The following is a 16,972-nucleotide window of genomic DNA, read 5'->3' on the forward strand; positions in this document are numbered from 1 at the left end:
GGGAAGGGGCGGGGAGGGGAAACGCCCGCCGCAGGCGTCACGCACCCGCACCCGCACCCGCCGCCGCCCGTCGCGCCACCGCGTCCTCGTCCGTCTCCGCGTCGTACGTGACCAGCTTCGGCAGCACCGCCGCCAGCACCCCCACCGACACCAGACACACCACTCCGCCGCTCCAGATCGCCGGACGCGTGCCCGTCCAGCCCGCCATCGCGCCGGCGCGGACCTGGCCGAGCTGCGGGCCGACGCTGTACGAGAGGACCTCGATGCCCGCCAGGCGGCCCCGGAGGGACTCGGGGATCGTCTGGTTCCAGATCGTCGAGCGGCCGAGGCCGCTCAGCATGTCGCCGGCGCCCGCGAAGGCCAGGCACAGCAGCACCAGCCACACGTTCGAGAACCATCCCGCCGCGGCGACCGCCAGCCCCCACCCGGCCGCGCCGAAGACCACGAAGAGGCCGTGCCGGCGTACCCGTGACGTCCAGCCGCTGGTGAGGCTGAGCAGCACGGAGCCGACCGAGCCCGCCGCGTACATGAGGCCGAGGGCCCACTCCGCGTCCAGGTCGTCCGCCAGGAACGGGAAGATCGTGTTCGGGAAGGCGAACACCATCGCGGCCAGGTCGATGGCGTACGTCCCCAGCAGCACCGGTCGCGACCACGCGTACCGCGCGCCCTCCGCGATGCCCCGCAAGGAAGGCTTTTGCGCGTCGTGCGCCGGCGGCGCCGGGTCCAGGCGCAGGCACAGCAGCACGGAGACGGCGAAGCCGACGACGGTGAGCCCGTACGCCGTCGCGTGACCGGCGTAGGCGACGACGACGCCCGCCACCGCCGGACCGGCGATCGCGCCCGCCTGCCAGCGGACGGCGTTGAGCGCCGCGGCCGCCGTGAGCTGGTCGTGCGGCACGATACGGGCGATCAGCGAGTCCAGGGCAGGGCGCTGCAGCCCGGCACAGGCAGAGACGCCCGCCGCCACCAGGTACAGGGGCCAGAGCATCGGCTCGGGAAGCGCGGCGTTCACGAGCAGGATCAGCGCCAGGAGGCCGAGACCGGCCTCGGTGCCGAGGATCATCCTGCGCCGGTCTACGGCGTCCGCCAGGGCACCGCCGTAGAGACCGAAGACGATGAGCGGGACCAGTTCGACCGCGCCCATCGCGCCCACGGCGAGCGGGGAGCCGGTCAGGTCCTTGATCTGGAGCGGCAGCGCGATCATCGCCATGAAGCTCGCGAAGTAGGTGACCAGCCCTTGTATCCACAGAAGCCGGAACCCGCGGGACGACCGCAACGGGGAGAGGTCGGGCAGCACGGCGGCGAGCTTGGAGGGCTTGGAGGTCACGGGTGGCCATGTTCGGTCCGCTGATGGCCCCGGGCAACCGAATTTCCCCCGGTGTCACCAGCGGGGCGGCGGCGGTGCCGTCAGCTGGTCCGCGAGACGCGACAGCCGGTCCCTGAAGCGCGACCGGCCGCGCGGCGCCGGCACGCAGTTCTCGCCGGCCGCCGCGCTCACCAGGTGCTGCACCGTGTCGATGTCGATCTCGGCCGCCCCGTCCGCGTGGTCCGGGCCCGGAACCGTCAGCGCCTCGTGCGCCAGGCCCCGCACCTCGTGGTCGCCGCCGTCGAGGGCCAGGACCGTTGCCCCGGCCCGACGCGCGTCGTGGACCCGTTCCAGCAGGCCCGGGTCGGGCGCGGCGGGGGCCACCAGCAGCAGGGTCTCGCCGCGCCGGGCCGCCTCGAGCCTGCCCAGCCCGACGGCCAGATGCGCCGGGTCCCCGGCGCCCACCCGGTGCCGCACGAGCGTCGGGGCGAGCTCCGGCTGTCCCGACCATGCCGCCTCGTCGACGAGGTGGGCGGCCATGTGCCACGGCTCGTACTGCCGCGTCCCCACCAGCAGCAGACCGCCGCCGCGCGGCACCACGGAGGAGCGCAGCGCCCCGGCGAACCGGCGGGCCGCCGCGGGCCATTGGGTCCCGGCGAGGACTTCGCGCAGCAGCGCGACGCGTACGGCATCCATGGACCGGCATCCTGCACCGCGCCCCCGCCCGGCGCGGCCCGGTCGGGCACGGCTCACTCGATAGGGAGGCCGTACCGCGAAGTAAGGTCGGGCCATGACTACTAGTGGTACTGAAAGTCAGGGCTCCGCGGCCAAGGCGCCCGCCAAGGACCCCTGGGACCTTCCCGACGTCTCCGGCCTCGTCGTCGGCGTCCTCGGCGGCACCGGCGACCAGGGCCGGGGACTGGCCTACCGGCTGGCCAGGGCCGGCCAGAAGGTGATCATCGGTTCCCGTTCCGTGGAGCGCGCCGAGGCCGCCGCCCAGGAACTGGGCCTCGGCATCGAGGGCGCCGACAACGCGGAGTGCGCGCGGCGCAGCGACGTGGTGATCGTGGCCGTGCCGTGGGACGGGCACGCCAAGACGCTGGAGACGCTGCAGAAGGAGCTCGCCGGCAAGCTCGTCGTCGACTGCGTCAACCCGCTCGGCTTCGACAAGAAGGGCGCGTACGCGCTCAAGCCGGAGGAGGGCAGCGCCGCCGAGCAGGCGGCCGTCCTGCTGCCCGACTCGCGGGTGACGGCGGCGTTCCACCATTTGTCCGCCGTGCTGCTTCAGGACGAGTCGATCGAGGAGATCGACACCGATGTGATGGTGCTGGGCGAGGTCCGCGCCGACACCGACATCGTGCAGGCGCTGGCCGCCCGTATCCCTGGTATGCGGGGCGTCTTCGCCGGCCGCCTGCGCAACGCCCATCAGGTCGAGTCGCTGGTCGCCAACCTGATCTCGGTCAACCGCCGTTACAAGGCACACGCGGGGCTGCGCGTCACCGACGTGTAGGGCCGTCCCCGGCGGCGCGTTCTCGCGGGGCGGGGGCGCGCACGGGGGAGACGGGCGGGCAGGGGGACGCATGGGGGACACTGGAGGGCCGAACCGCCCGCAGGACCCGACAGGAGCCGTACCCCATGCCCCGCCTCGCTCTCTACTCCCTCGCCGTCTGCGCCCTCGCCGTCGTCGCGGCGGTGATCTCCTTCGTGCAGGGCATGTGGCTCGGGGTCGTGTGGGTGCTCCTCGCGGGCCTCGCGTCGAACATGGCCTGGTACTACCTGCGCCGGGCGAAGGCGGAGCGGGCCGCCGGGTCCGGCTCCGCCTGACGCGTCAGGCGCGGACGGCGCAGAACTCGTCCTGTCCCTTCCAGAACTCGAACAGGTCCCGGCCGCAGTAGACGCCGAGCTCGTCCACCCCGAGCGCCTGCATGATCCCGTAGACGGCGTCGAAGAACATGCCGTTGACCTCGGGGATGAAGAGGACGACGAAGACGATGATCAGCCCGAACGGGGCGATCGGCTCGACCTGCCGGCGCACCTTGTACGACAGCCAGGGCTCGATCACGCCGTAGCCGTCCAGGCCCGGGACCGGCAGGAAGTTCAGGAGCGCGGCCGTGACCTGGAGCATCGCGAGGAAGGCCAGCGCGAAGCGGAACGCGACCGGGACGCCGTCCAGGGCGCCGAGCCAGAACGGGGCGGTGCACACGGCGGCGAACAGCACGTTCGTCAGCGGTCCCGCGGCCGAGATCAGGCTGTGCTTCCAGCGGCCGCTGATGCGGTTCCGCTCGATGAAGACCGCGCCGCCGGGCAGACCGATACCACCCATGATCACGAAGATGACGGGCAGCACGATGCTCAGCAGGGCGTGCGTGTACTTCAGCGGGTTCAGCGTCAGATAGCCCTTGGCGCCGATGGAGATGTCGCCGCCGTGGAGCGCGGTACGGGCGTGCGCGTACTCGTGCAGGCACAGCGAGACGATCCAGGCGGAGACCACGAAGATGAAGACGGCCAGCCCCGGGCTGGCCGCGAAGTCCGTCCACACCGCCCAGCCGGTGACCGCCATCACCGCGGCGATCCCGAGGAACACGGGACTGATGGCGCTGTCGCTGCGGCGCCTGGCGGCGGTGGTCATGAACGCGGCTCCTGGGGTGCGGCGGGGGTGCGGGGCGGGTGTGCGGAGTAGACCGCACCGGCGCCACGGGGTCAAACGTCCCGGGGCGGTTCCCGGTTCCTGCGCCTGCCCAAGGGCGCGCCGGCGACACCGGTGCGCGGGTGACGCCACCGGTGTCGCCGACCGGTACGCGGTCGCGTCAGCGGCACGGGGCGGCGGGTACGACACCGGTACCGGCACGTCGGCGGGCACGGCGAGGCCGTGGGTGTCGGCGGTCGTGGCGCGGGTGGCACCGGCCCGGCGGGCGGCACGCGTTCGGGTCCGGCCCGACCGCCGGCACTCGGTCGCCGATCGTCGGATTCGGCACACCGGAGGCATCGACCCGGTGGGGCGGGTACGCGCTCGGCCTCGGACCGCAGGCCCTGCGCGGGCGGCCTGCGGTACGGCGGGCGGGAGGCGGCGGCCCCGGCCCGGCGGCAGGTGCGTGGTATCGGTCCAGGGACCGGACACGGCCGTGCGCGGGCGGCGCGACCGGCACGGCGGCGACACCGGCACGTCGCCGGGTGCGCGGCGGTCGCGGTGCGGGAGGCACAGGCGCCGGCACCGGGCGCGGGTGGTGCGGGGACAATGGGCCGGTGCGCTATCTCCTGCTCGGCACCACACAGGCCGTCCGCGACGACGGCACGCCCGTCCCGCCCGGCGGCGTCCGGCTGCGTGCCCTGCTGACGGCGCTCGCCCTCCGGGCCGGGCGGACGGTCCCCGCGAACGTGCTGGTCGACGAGGTGTGGGACGGCGACCCGCCCGCGGATCCGGCCGGCGCGCTGCAGGCGCTCGTCGGTCGGCTGCGCCGCGCCCTCGGGCCCGGGGCCGTCGCCCTGGCCGACGGCGGATACCGGCTGTGCGCCGCCCCCGACGACGTGGACCTCCACCGGTTCGACCGGCTCACCGGCGAGGGCACGCGGGCGCTGGAGGACGGCGACGCGGCCGAGGCGGCGGCCCTCCTCGACGACGCCCTCGCGCTGTGGCGGGGACCGGTGCTGGCCGACCTGCCGGACCGTACCGCGGCCGAGGCGCGGTGGGAGGCCCGCAGGCTGGACGCCCGCCGCGCGCGGATCGCCGCGGCGCTCGGCCTCGGCGGCGCCGAGGCCGCGGTCCCGGAGCTGCTGGCCCTGTGCGAGGCGCATCCGCTCGACGAACGGCTCCAGGCACTGCGGATCCGGGCGCTGCGCGACACCGGCCGGCCCGCCGAGGCCCTCGCGGCGTACGAGGAGGTACGCAGCGGGCTGGCCGAACGGCTCGGCACCGACCCGGGCCCGGAACTGGCCGCACTGCACGCCGAGTTGCTGAACCCGCCGGCGCCGGCCGCCCCCCAGGGCAATCTCCGCGCCCGGCTCACCAGCTTCGTCGGACGCGAACCCGAACTGCGCGAGATCGGCGAGGACCTGTCCCGGGCCCGGCTGGTGACCCTGCTCGGGCCCGGCGGCGCCGGCAAGACACGGCTGTCGCAGGAGGCCGCGGAACGGGCGGCCGCACAGCCGGGCAGCCGCTGGCCGGACGGCGTCTGGCTGGCCGAACTCGCGCCCGTCACCGACCCGTCGGCCGTTCCCGAGGCGGTGCTCACGGCGCTCGGCGCACGGGAGACGGTGCTGCGCGGCGCGGGCGCGGAGGAGCTGCGTGCCGCCGACCCGCACGGCGCCGACCCGCTCGTGCGTCTCGCCGAGCACTGCGCCCGGCGCCGCATGCTGGTGCTGCTCGACAACTGCGAACACGTCGTGGAGGCCGCGGCGCTGCTGGCGGAGCGCCTGCTGGGCAGCTGTCCCGGTCTGACGATCCTGGCCACCAGCCGCGAACCGCTGGGTGTCCCCGGCGAGCAGGTCCGCCCGGTGGGTCCGCTGCCGGACGCGACGGCGCTGCGGCTGCTGGCCGACCGGGGCGCGTCCGCGCGGCCGGGCTTCCGTGTCGACGCGGACGAGGGGACCGCCGCCGCGGCCGTCGAGATCTGCCGTCGCCTCGACGGACTGCCGCTCGCCGTCGAACTGGCCGCGGCGCGGCTGCGGATGCTCACCCCGCGCCAGATCGCCGACCGTCTCGACGACCGCTTCCGTCTCCTGACGAACGGCGCCCGTACGGTCCTGCCCCGTCAGCAGACGCTCCGCGCGGTCGTCGACTGGTCCTGGGACCTGCTCACCCCCGAGGAACGGGCGGTCCTGCGCCGCCTGTCGGTCTTCGCCGGCGGCTGCGACCTGCCGGCTGCCGAAGCGGTCTGCCCCGCACCGGGCCCGGCCGGGACCGCCGCCGACACCGGGGACGTGGGTGACGTCGCCGGAGTGGTCGGCGCCCTTGTCGACAAGTCGCTCGTCGTCGCCGAGCCCGCCGCCGACGGGCGGATGCGGTACCGGCTGCTCGAGACCGTCGCCGAGTACGCCGCCGAACGGCTCGACGAGGCCGGAGAGCGGGCCGGGGCCGAGCGGCGGCACCTGGTGCACTACCGGGAGCTCGCCCGCACCACCGACCCCCGGCTCCGCGGTCACGGCCAGCACGCCGCCCTCGCCCTGCTGCGGCGCGAGTACGAGAACCTGCGCACCGCCCTGCGGCGGGCGGTCGCCGCCCGCGACGAGCACGAGGCGCTGTGCCTCGTGCTCTCCCTCGCCTGGTTCTGGCACATGCAGGACCTGCGCACCGACGCCCGCCAGTGGACCGATGCCGTGTCCGCCCTCCACCACGACCCCTTCGCGCCGCCCGCGCGCCCTGCGCCGCCACTCAGCGAGCGGTGCACGGACTCGCCCCCGCCGCTCACCCCCGAACTGCTCGCGGAGGCCCGGCGGCAGGCCGCGCTGATCCGGATGGTCAACATGGACCACGGCACCGAGAAGTGGACGACTCCGGAGAAGCTCGCCTGGCTGCGCCGCGTCGTCGACGTCTACGACGCGGGCCAGCCGCAGAGCTGCCGCTTTCCCGCCTCCCTGTGGTTCTACGCCGTACTGGTCACGGGCGACGGAGACCAACTGCGCCGCGTCCTCGACCGGACGGTGCGGGTCGCGGAGGAGTACGGCCCGGAGTGGGAGCTGGCCAACGCTCTTCAGTGGCGGGCCAACATCCTGGCCAACCGCGGCATGTGGGCCGGCGACGCACACCGCGACGCGGACCGCAGTCTGCGGATCTTCGAGCGCCTCGGGGACGCCTGGGGTATGGCAGAGGCGCTCTCGTCCCGCGGCGAGGCCCATGAGCAGCGGGGCGCGTACGAGGAGGCCGCCGCCGACTACCGCGCGGCCGTCGAGTCCGCCGCCGTGCTCGGCGCCAGGGGCCAGGCGCTCCTTCTGCGGGCCCGCCTGGCGAACACCCTGTTGGAGACCGGCCCGGGCGAGGAGGCGGAGATCATCCTGCGCGAGGTGGTCTCCGCCGGACACGACACCGGGTACGAGGCGAGGTCACTGGCCAGGGCGCTGCTCGCGACATGGCTCGGCCGCTCCGGCCGCACCGGCGAGGCACGCAGGGAGCTGGAGACGCTGCGCCGGGAGCTCAGGAGCGACACCCTCGCCATCTTCGAGGGCATCGTCATCGGCTCCCTGGCCTGGCTGGACACGGTCGACGGTCGTTATGCGGAGGCCCGCGAGGGAGTCCGTACGGCACTCGCCTACGCCATGGAGCCGTTGTCCATGGTGGTCGCTCCCCAGATTCCGTCGGTGCACATCCTGACGGCGGCGCGTGCGACCGCCGGCGAGGGTGACGCGCTGCTCGCGGCCCGGCTGCTCGGCGCGCACGAAGTGCTGCTTCCACCGCGGCACTTCATGGCCTTGATGGAGCGGGAGAACCGCCGCATCGCCGAGGACGCCGCCCGCGCCGTCCTCGGGGACGCCGCCTTCGAGGACGCGTACGCCGAGGGCGGCGGCCTCACGTTGGAGGAGGCCGCCGCCCTGGTGAGCGGGACGCAGTGAACGTCACGTCTTCTTACGGAACCTGGCGATCGCGAGCGGTGCCGTCACCACCGTGATGGCGGCGGCCCACCCCAGCGTCATCCACACCGAGTGGGCCACCGGCCCGCCGTTGATGAGCGCGCGGGCCGCGTCCGCGAGGTTGGAGAGCGGGTTGTACTCGGTGAACGACTCCAGCCAGCCGGGCATGGTCGACGGCGGTGTGAAGATCGACGACCCGAACTGCAGCGGCATCAGTACCAGCATCGCCATCCCCTGGACGGCCTGTGCCGTCTTCATCGTCAGCCCCAGCAGGATGAAGATCCAGGTCAGCGACGCGCCGAAGACGAGCGAGAGCCCGACGGCGGCGAGGAGTCCGAGCACGGAGGTCTTGATCTCCAGCCCGAGCAGGAAGCCCACGCCGAGCAGGATCGCGATGGCGACCAGCATCCGGCCCACTTCGACGACGATCTTCGCGACGAGGACCGACGACCGGGCGATGGGCATCGTCCGGAACCGGTCCATGACGCCCTTCCTGAAGTCGTCGTTGATGCCTGTCCCGACGGCCATGGCGATGCTCAGGCCCATCATCGCCATCAGCCCGGGGACCACGTAGTTGACGTACACGTCCTGGTTCCCCTTGCCGGAGATCGCGCCGCCGAAGACGTACACGAACAGCAGGGTGAAGACGATCGGCATCAGCAGGACGTCGAACATCGACTCCGGGTCCTGCTTGATCTGCATGATGTTGCGGCGCACCAGGGCGCCGATGTGCCGCAGATTGGCCCGCAGGCCGATCCTCCCCTCCGTGCGGGGAACGGCGGCAGGGGCGGTGACGGTTGCCGCGTTCATGCCGCGACCTCCTCGGGGATCGTGGTGCCGACGGGTGCGGGCGGGGTCTTGCCGCCGGTGATGGCGAGGAACACCTCGTCCAGGCTGGGCAGATGGGTGCCGATGTGCGCGATCCGGAAGCCGTGGGCGCTCAGCACGCCGACGACCGCGGTCAGTTGCTCGTCGCTGAGGATCGGTACGTACAGCTGTCCTTCGTCCGGCACCGCCGACACGCCTCCGATGCCGTCGAGCCCGGCCTCGGCCACCGCCCGTGCCATGGCGGCGAGTTGTGCCGGGTCGCTCGGCCGGATCTGCAGGGTGCGCCCGCCGACCTTGGCCTTCAGCTCGTCCACGGCTCCGCCCGCGATGACCCGGCCCCGGTCGATGACGGTCAGCTCGCTCGCGAGCTGTTCGGCCTCCTCCATGTACTGGGTGGTGAGCAGTACGGTCGCGCCCTCCGCGACCATCCGCCGTACCTCGTCCCAGACCTCGTTGCGGGTGCGGGGATCGAGCCCGGTCGTCGGCTCGTCGAGGTAGAGCACGGCCGGCCGGCCGATCATCGAGGCGGCCAGGTCGAGCCGGCGCCGCATACCGCCCGAGTACTGCCCTGCGGGCCGCTTGGCGGCCTCGGCGAGCGAGAAGCGCTCCAGCAGTTCCTCCGCGCGGCGGCGGGCGTCCTTGCGCGACAGGTCGAGCAGCCGCCCGATCATGTACAGGTTCTCCCGTCCGGACAGCTTCTCGTCCACCGAGGCGTACTGGCCGGTGAGCCCGATGGTGCGGCGCAGCTGACGGGGCTGCCGGACCACGTCGTAGCCGGCGACGGTGGCGTGGCCGGCGTCGGGGACGATCAGCGTGGAGAGGCAGCGTACGAGGGTGGTCTTTCCGGCGCCGTTGGGGCCGAGGACCCCGAGGACCGTGCCTTCGCGGACGTCGAGGTCCACCCCGTCGAGCGCCTTGGTCTCCCCGAAGTGCTTGACGAGGCCCCGTACCTCGACGGCGTTCTTGTCGATTCGCGTCATGGGGACCACGGTGTCCGCCCGCGCCGACAGACGGCCGACAGATCACCGACAGGCCGCCGAGGGACACCGGCAGGCGGGCGGGACCTCGTGGGTGGGGGGCCTAGGGGCAAGCGCCGGTCACGGCCATGTTGTCGACCGACGCGAGCGGGATCTCGACCGGGCCCGCCCGCCCGGCCACGGACAGGCGGACCTTGCCCCCGTCCGCCGACAACAGAACGCCGCAGGTGGTTCCCGAGCCGTGTGTCACCTTCAGGAAGGCGGGCCGGGCCGCGGGCGCCCACCAGGTGAGCGCGGTGCCGGCGAACAGCAGGGCGAGGGCCACGGCGACCGTACGGCGGGCACGGGTGAGCACCCGGGCGGCCCGTATCGCCGTCGCCACCTCGAAAACGTCCACCGACCCGTGATCGCGGTGGATTTCGGCCAGGGTGACGGCGAGCGGCCGGTCTCCCGCCTGTGCGGCGAGGGCGTGCCACAGACCCACCACGGCCAGGGCCAGTCCACCGCCGACGAGCACGGTGACGGCGACCCTCCAGCCGAAGGGCAGCTCGGCGGTGGTGCCCCGCCCCTTGAGCACGATCGCCGCGCCGACCAGGGTGATGAAGGCCGCCAGGCCGTTCCGCCACGCCTCCGCGCTCGCACGCACCGCGGGCAGCGACTCGCGCACCAGTTCCCGGAACCGGTCCCGCTCCGCCAGGTCGGTCGCAGTGGGCGGACCGGCCGGCCTGCGAGGACGCAGGTTCACACGATGTCCAGTTCGAGGCGGAAGCTGGCACCGCACCCCGTCAGGCCCTCCGGGGCGTCCAGGTGGGTGCTGCCGCAGCCGCAGGAGATGTCCAGCACCACGCTCTCCGCCGGGCCGGCGCCCGCGGATCGGCCCACCCCGCCGGTGCCGGTGAGCGCGACCGAGACCTGCCGGTCGACGATCCGGTGGTCGCAGCGGGGACACGGACCGGCCACGACGAAGCCGTACACGTCGCCAGAGCCGTGCGGGGAGACCGTGATCTGCCCGGCTTCGAGCAAGTCGTAGGCGCGGTCGGTCAGTTCACGGTCGGTGGTGGCGAGATAGGCAGGGGCCGCTGCGTCGGACATGGCCACACTGTAATGAGCGCCGGTTTACCTTGAGTGCTGTTTCGACCACTCGTGGCGAGGGGGGCTCATGGCGGTCGGCAGCGGTGAGGGCAAGGTCGGGGACGACGGGGCGATGGCGGGCCGTGGGCGGCAACTGCTGCTGCGGGGGGTGGAGTTGGACCGCCACGGTCGTACCGAGGAGGCGGAGAAGCTCTTCAGGGAGGCCGCAGAGGAGTACGGCGACTTCAACGGGATGTACAACCTGGCGCTGCTGGCGGAGCGCACCGGCCGGATCCGCATGGCCCGTCTCTGGTACACCGAGGCGTTCCGCCACGGGCATCCGGAAGCCGCCAACAACCTGGGGGTGCTGCTGCACAACCAGGAGGACCCGGACGCGGCCCTGTGGTTCCGGATCGCCGCCTCCATGGGTCACCCCCAGGCCGCCGCCAACCTTCGGCGGCTTCAGGCCGCCCGCACCGGTCCTCCGGTGGACCCGGAGGTGGCGCCGGTGGTCAAGTACCTGAAGGCGGAGGCCGCGTTCAGGCAGTTCGAGGAGACGGGCGACGACGCGGCCCTCGTAGCGGCCGTCAACATCACCCGGGACGGGGTGCGCCTGGCCCCCGAGGGGCATCCGGCACGGGCGGCGCTGCTGGGGGCCTTACGGGGAGTCCTGCGCCACCGGTACGACCTGCGGGGACACACCGCCGACCTGCGTGAGGCCGTCACCGTGGCTCAGGAGGAGCTGTCGGCCCGTCCCCCGGACGATCCGGGGAGCATGGACGCCGTACGCGCTGCCGTCGCGCTGCTCCGCGACCTGTCCCAGGTCCTCGGCGACGAGGATCCGATGCGTCAGGCGGTGGACATCGGCAGGCAGGCACTGACGCGGCCGGGCGGCGACGAGGGATCACGGGCCCACCTGGAGGCGAGCCTCTGCGGCGCCCTGACGTCGCTGGCCGTCCAGCACACGGACGCCGGCGCCGGGTCGGCAGCGGGCACCGGCGGTACGGACGCGGCGGACACGATCGACAGCTACCTGGACGAGGCCGTCGCGCTGGGGCGCGCGGCCGTCGGGCGCCTGCCGTCGGACGACGCCGTCTCGCGCACCAATCTCGGGGCGGCGCTGGCCGTGCGGGGCTCGCGCAGAGGTTCGCCGGACGATCTGGACGACGCCGTCGACCTGCTGCGCGCCGCGGTACGCACCGCGGACACCCCGAGGCAACGGGCGGACGCCGCCACCAACCTCGCGTCGGCGCTGCGCAGCCGGGCCTCCCTCACCCGCCGGTCGCAGGACCGGCGCGAGGCCGAGGCGGTGGCGGAAGAGGCGCGGACCGTCCTGCGGGAGGCGCCCGCGGACCATCCGCGGACGCTGACGCACGCCCTGTTCGCGGCCGGTCGCGCCGCGACCTCGGACGAGGCCCGCCGCGCGCTGGCGGCCGTGCCCCGCTCACACGCCCTGCGACCGAAGCTGCTGGTCCTGCTGGCCACGGCACTCGACGAGGAGGGCGACCGGGACGCCGCGGTCGTCGCGGCCCGGGAGGCGGCGGCCACCGCGGTGAGCAGGGAGAACACGGTCGAGGCGCAGCGGCTCCTCGGCTCACTGCTGCTGCGTTCGCGCGACGGGGCAGGGCCCGGCCGTGCCGAGGTGGAAGAGGCCGTGGGGGCCTTCACCGCGGCGGTCGCGGCATGTGAGGCGACGGACGTGGACCGCGCCGAAGTGCTGATCGGTCTGACCGTGGCGCTGGTGAACCGCTTCCGGTACGCGCCGGACGGCCCCGACCGCGACGCCGCGCTGACGGCGCTGCGGGAGGCGGCCCGCGCCGTCGGCTCCTCGCCCGAGGACCGTCTGTCCGCCACGCGGATGTGGGCGGGCCTCGCCCACGAGGCCGGCGACACCGCAGACGCCCTGGTGGGGGCGCGCCTCGCGGTCTCCCTGCTGCGGGACCTCGGCTGGACGGGGCTGGAGCGTGCCGACCAGGAACAGGGCCTGCGCAGTGGCGCCGCGATGCCGCGGGACGCGGCGGCCCTCGCTATCAGCGAGGGCCGGCCGGAGCTGGCGGTGGAACTCCTGGAGCAGGGGCGTTCGGTGCTGTGGCGTTCCACGCTGCACCTGCGCGGCGACCTGGACGCCCTCGCGGCGCGGGCGCCGTCCCTCGCGGCGGAGTCGGAGGAGATCCGCTCCGCACTGGACGGTGCCGGCAGGGTCGATCCGGAGACCCGGATGCGGCTGGCCCGCCGCTGGACACGACTGCGCGACCGGGTCAGGAGCCTGCCGGGCTTCGAGCGCTTCCTGGCCCCGCCCGCGTTCGGCGAACTCGCTCCCGCGGCGGCGGAGGGCCCCGTGGTCATCGTCAACATCAGCGCCGTGCGCTGCGACGCGCTCCTCGTGCTGCCGGGCGGGCAGGTCGACGTCGTACCGCTGCCCGACGTCGACTTCCGCGCCATGGACCGGGTCTGCAACACCTACCTCGAGGACCTGGGCGACGCGCTGGCACCCGGTGCCACGGGCCGGGTCCGGCAACGGGCGCGGCACACCGTCCACGACACCCTGGAATGGCTGTGGGAGAGGATCGCCCGGCCCGTGCTGGACCGGCTGGAGCTTCCGTACAGGTCAGAGGCGCCGCCGCGGATCTGGTGGTGTCCCACGGCCTCCCTGGTGTCGCTGCCGCTGCACGCGGCGGGGCGTTACCCGCGCACCGGCCCCGACCGGACCGAGCCGGTCGGGCTGCCGTTCGCGGTGGTGTCGTCCTACACCTCGACCCTTGCCGCACTCGTCGACGCAAGGCGGCGCCCGGCGGCCGGCGATCCCCGGCTGCTGGCCGTGGCACTGTCCGACACCGAGCGAGGTCACGCGCCCCTGCCGGGAGTTCCCGAGGAACTCCGAGGGCTGCGCGAGGTGTTCGGCCAGGGGCGGCTGAGCACCCTGGCCGACGGCGCGGCCACCGTCGCGGCGGTACGGGAGCAGCTGCCCGGACACCCGTGGGCGCACTTCGCCTGCCACGGCAGGCTGGACATGAACGCACCCGCCACGTCGGGCCTGTGCCTGCGTGACGGTGACATGAACGTGCTCGACTTCGCGGAGCTCCGACTGAACGGTGCGGACCTGGCGTTCCTCTCCGCCTGCCACACCCGGCTGGGCGGAGGGCAGTTGCCGGACGAGGCCATCCACACCGCTGCCGCGCTGCGCATGGCGGGGTTCCGCCATGTCGTCTCCACCCTGTGGTCCGTCCAGGACCGGGTCGCGCCCGCCGTCGCCGCCGCGTTCTACCGGAACCTCGGCGCATCGGACCGGCTTTGTTCGGCCGGCGCCGCCGTGGCCCTGCACCGTGCCGTCGCCGAGCTGCGCGACGCCGACCCCACGAATCCGATGCTCTGGGCCCCCTTCACGCACGACGGCCCGTAGCTCGGGCGGCCCCGCACGGGCAGGCCGCCGACGGTCTGTGGTTGTCGCGGAGAGGGAGGGGTCAGGACTTCGCGTAGTCGCCGAAGCCGACCCAGTCGAGCACCACGCACGGCTCGTCGCCGACGATCCAGGCGTCGTGCCCCGGTGCGATGGACATGAAGTCGCCGGGGCCGAACTCGCCGGTCTCGCCGCCGTCCATGACGACCTTCATACGCCCGCTGACCATGTAACCGACGTGCGCGGCCTGACAGCTGTCCGTGCCCGCGATCGGCTTGATGTGGGTGGACCAGCGCCAGCCCGGCTCGAACACGGCACGGCCGACCGGCCCGTGCTCCGTGTTGATGACGTCCAGCTTGCCCTTCCCGTCCTTGAACTCACGGGTCTCGTCGGCGGAGTCGAAGTTCCTGCTCATGATCGCGGCCATGATGTCCCGCCTCCTGGCGGTGCGTGCGGTCCCCCGAGGCCATCTCTCACACTACGCCGACAGCCCGCCGACGGGGGAAGATCGGCGGGCTGTCGTCTGTGCCGGGAGTGGCTCTTCGCGGCGGCGGGCGTGGCTCAGTGGAAGCTGTGCTCCTCCGCGGGGAACGCGCCGCCCGCGACGTCGTCGGCGAACGCCTTCGCCGCGTCGCCGAGGGTCTGACGGAGGTTGGCGTACTGCTTGGTGAAGCGCGGCACCTTGCCGCCCGTCAGGCCGGCCATGTCGGTCCACACCAGGACCTGGGCGTCGGTGTCGGGGCCGGCGCCGATGCCGATGGTGGGGATGTGCAGGGAGCGGGTGACCTCGGCGGCGAGCTCGGCCGGGACCAGCTCGAGCACCACCGCGAACGCGCCCGCGTCCTGGGCGGCCTTGGCGTCACGGATCAGCTTGTGGGCGGCCTCGTCGCTGCGGCCCTGCACCCGGTAGCCCATGGTGTTCACGGACTGCGGGGTGAGCCCCAGGTGCGACATGACCGGGATGCCGGACTGGACGATCAGCTCGGTCTGGGCCAGCGAACGCTCGCCGCCCTCCAGCTTGACCGCGCCGACGCCTGCCTCCTTGACCAGCCGGGTCGCGTTGCGGAGGGCCTGTACCGGCCCTTCCTGGTACGCGCCGAAGGGCAGGTCACCGACGACGAGGGCGCGCTTGGTGCCCCGTACGACGGCGGCGGACAGGAGGGTCATCTCGTCCATCGTGACGGGCACGGTGGTCTCGTAGCCGAGGTGGCAGTTGCCCATCGAGTCGCCCACGAGGACCACGGGGATCCCTGCCTCGTCGAAGACGGACGCCGTCATGGCGTCGTAGGCGGTGAGCATGGGCCACTTCTCGCCGCGCTCCTTGGCGGCGGCGATGTCATGCACGGTGATGCGGCGCGACTGCTTGCCGCCGTACAGCGCCTTGCTGCTGTCGGTGGCCTTCTGGGCAGGCTGAAGCGTCATGAGTATTCGGCTCCTTCGTCATCTCGAGGCGCCCTGACGGCGTCCCCGGATCGCCTCCCATGGTGGCACTTCATGCCACCCGGGGAAAGAGGACCCCCTCACACGCCGCGTCGCCGCCTTCGGGGGCACCGACACGCCCACCGCGGTGTGATCCCCGACGCACCGAGTGTGCCCGTTCTGTCACAGCCTCCGCGCCGAGCCCGGCGGCAGGAACCCGGCGTGCGCCCGCGTCGTCATCGAGGCAGAACAGCCGTCCCCGGACGGCGGGACGACCACCGGTCATCGCCTAGGGTCCTAAGGACGGCGGCGAGGCCGGGCGTGACAGCAAGGCAGTGAGGACAGCTCTATGGCGCAGGCGTACACGGCGGACACGGGGAACGGCACGGCCCGGACGCGGCCCACCGGGTCCTTTGCCGGCAGACTCCGGGGGGTGCCCGAGCGGTGGCGCGGCGACCGCGGGATCTGGCGGCGCGGCGTCGTCCTCGCCGTCTGCGCCGTGCTGGTCGCCCTGCTGATGATCCTGCACGCCCACATCCCCAACCGGATCGGCAACCTCGGCAGCCTGACGGAGACCTTCCTGCCGTGGTTCGGCGTGTTCGTCCCGCTGATCGCCGTCGCGGCGGTGCTGCGACGCTCCGCCACCGGGCTGATCGCCGTGCTGCTGCCGGCGGTCGTGTGGCTCAACCTCTTCGGCGGGCTGCTGGGCAAGTCCGCGGCCACCGGCGGCGATCTGACGATCGCCACGCACAACGTGAACGCGGACAACCCGGACCCCGTGGGCACCGCGGAGGACGTCGCCGCGTCCGGGGCCGACGTCCTCGCACTGCAGGAACTCCCGACGGGGCAGGTGACGGCGTACGAGAAGGCCCTGTCCGCCACGTATCCGCACCACGCCGTCGAGGGCACGGTGGGGCTGTGGAGCAAGTACCCGCTGACCGGCGTCTCGCCCGTCGACATCAGGATGGGCTGGACCCGCGCGATGCGCGCCACGGTGGCGGCGCCCGGCGGTGAGGTAGCGGTGTACGTCGCGCACATGCCGTCCGTCCGCGTGAAGCTCCACGCGGGCTTCACCGCCAACCAGCGGGACGACAGCGCCGACGCGCTGGGCGAGGCCATCGCCCGCGAGCGGCTGGACCGAGTCGTGCTGCTCGGCGACCTCAACGGCACGATGAACGACCGCTCGCTGAACGCCGTCACGTCCCAGATGCGCTCCACGCAGGGCGCGGCCGGCGACGGCTTCGGCTTCAGCTGGCCGGCGGCGTTCCCGATGGCGCGGATCGACCAGATCATGGTGCGCGGCGTCGAGCCGGTGTCGTCGTGGACGCTGCCGCGGACGAACAGCGACCACCTGCCGATCGCGGCCCGCGTGGACCTGTGACCTTGGTCCCACCGCGGCCCTCCCTGTGACCG

General features: G+C 73.6%; 14 protein-coding genes. 5 read left to right on the forward strand and 9 right to left on the reverse strand.

The window, feature by feature from the left end; all coding sequences use genetic code 11:
- Window positions 1-37: 37 nt before the first annotated feature.
- Together ACWGH4_RS15040 and ACWGH4_RS15045 are read right to left on the reverse strand one after the other, a co-directional pair.
- Window positions 38-1,327, reverse strand: coding sequence for an MFS transporter (locus ACWGH4_RS15040; protein ID WP_441262703.1), 1,290 nt, complete (start codon window positions 1,325-1,327; stop codon window positions 38-40).
- 54 nt (window positions 1,328-1,381) lie between these two features.
- The gene (locus ACWGH4_RS15045) at window positions 1,382-2,002 is read right to left on the reverse strand and encodes a hypothetical protein (protein WP_453460283.1); all 621 of its coding nucleotides are present in this window, start codon (window positions 2,000-2,002) and stop codon (window positions 1,382-1,384) included.
- A 94-nt stretch (window positions 2,003-2,096) separates the two neighbouring features.
- On the opposite strand from ACWGH4_RS15045, the gene npdG reads away from it, so the two are divergent.
- Both npdG and ACWGH4_RS15055 read left to right on the forward strand, forming a co-directional pair.
- Window positions 2,097-2,816, forward strand: coding sequence for an NADPH-dependent F420 reductase (gene npdG / locus ACWGH4_RS15050; protein ID WP_453460286.1), 720 nt, complete (start codon window positions 2,097-2,099; stop codon window positions 2,814-2,816).
- A 125-nt stretch (window positions 2,817-2,941) separates the two neighbouring features.
- Entirely contained in the window at window positions 2,942-3,130 is a 189-nt protein-coding gene (locus ACWGH4_RS15055) for a hypothetical protein (RefSeq protein WP_453460289.1), read from the forward strand.
- Window positions 3,131-3,134: 4 nt separating this feature from the next.
- Here ACWGH4_RS15055 and ACWGH4_RS15060 read toward each other — a convergent pair whose 3' ends face one another.
- Entirely contained in the window at window positions 3,135-3,935 is an 801-nt protein-coding gene (locus ACWGH4_RS15060) for a site-2 protease family protein (RefSeq protein ID WP_453460292.1), read from the reverse strand.
- Between the two features lie 614 nt (window positions 3,936-4,549).
- Here ACWGH4_RS15060 and ACWGH4_RS15065 point away from each other — a divergent pair.
- Window positions 4,550-7,849, forward strand: a complete 3,300-nt coding sequence (locus ACWGH4_RS15065; RefSeq protein WP_453460294.1) for an ATP-binding protein — start codon at window positions 4,550-4,552, stop codon at window positions 7,847-7,849.
- 3 nt (window positions 7,850-7,852) lie between these two features.
- Here ACWGH4_RS15065 and ACWGH4_RS15070 read toward each other — a convergent pair whose 3' ends face one another.
- The 4 genes from ACWGH4_RS15070 to ACWGH4_RS15085 form a co-directional block, all read right to left on the reverse strand.
- Window positions 7,853-8,677 carry an ABC transporter permease gene (locus ACWGH4_RS15070; protein ID WP_453460297.1) on the reverse strand — a complete coding sequence of 275 codons (825 nt, stop codon included), beginning with the start codon at window positions 8,675-8,677 and terminating at the stop codon, window positions 7,853-7,855.
- A complete protein-coding gene (locus ACWGH4_RS15075; RefSeq protein ID WP_453460299.1) occupies window positions 8,674-9,675 on the reverse strand; it encodes an ATP-binding cassette domain-containing protein in 1,002 nt (333 codons plus the stop codon). Before ACWGH4_RS15075 ends, ACWGH4_RS15070 begins: the two co-directional genes overlap by 4 nt.
- Window positions 9,676-9,775: 100 nt before the next feature.
- On the reverse strand, window positions 9,776-10,417 hold the full coding sequence (locus tag ACWGH4_RS15080; protein ID WP_453460302.1) for a hypothetical protein: 642 nt from the start codon (window positions 10,415-10,417) through the stop codon (window positions 9,776-9,778).
- Window positions 10,414-10,764, reverse strand: a complete 351-nt coding sequence (locus ACWGH4_RS15085; protein ID WP_453460305.1) for a hypothetical protein — start codon at window positions 10,762-10,764, stop codon at window positions 10,414-10,416. Before ACWGH4_RS15085 ends, ACWGH4_RS15080 begins: the two co-directional genes overlap by 4 nt.
- 67 nt (window positions 10,765-10,831) lie before the next feature.
- On the opposite strand from ACWGH4_RS15085, the gene ACWGH4_RS15090 reads away from it, so the two are divergent.
- Window positions 10,832-14,143, forward strand: coding sequence for a CHAT domain-containing protein (locus ACWGH4_RS15090; protein ID WP_453460308.1), 3,312 nt, complete (start codon window positions 10,832-10,834; stop codon window positions 14,141-14,143).
- Between the two features lie 61 nt (window positions 14,144-14,204).
- On the opposite strand, the gene ACWGH4_RS15095 is transcribed toward ACWGH4_RS15090, so the two are convergent.
- The gene (locus tag ACWGH4_RS15095) at window positions 14,205-14,567 is read right to left on the reverse strand and encodes a cupin domain-containing protein (RefSeq protein ID WP_453460311.1); all 363 of its coding nucleotides are present in this window, start codon (window positions 14,565-14,567) and stop codon (window positions 14,205-14,207) included.
- Window positions 14,568-14,701: 134 nt separating this feature from the next.
- Window positions 14,702-15,562, reverse strand: a complete 861-nt coding sequence (gene panB, locus ACWGH4_RS15100; RefSeq protein WP_364597908.1) for a 3-methyl-2-oxobutanoate hydroxymethyltransferase — start codon at window positions 15,560-15,562, stop codon at window positions 14,702-14,704.
- Between the two features lie 346 nt (window positions 15,563-15,908).
- Between panB and ACWGH4_RS15105 the strand changes: the two genes are divergently transcribed.
- The gene (locus ACWGH4_RS15105) at window positions 15,909-16,940 is read left to right on the forward strand and encodes an endonuclease/exonuclease/phosphatase family protein (RefSeq protein ID WP_453460314.1); all 1,032 of its coding nucleotides are present in this window, start codon (window positions 15,909-15,911) and stop codon (window positions 16,938-16,940) included.
- Window positions 16,941-16,972: the final 32 nt, after the last annotated feature.

It is taken from the genome of Streptomyces sp. NPDC054847 (assembly GCF_053610925.1).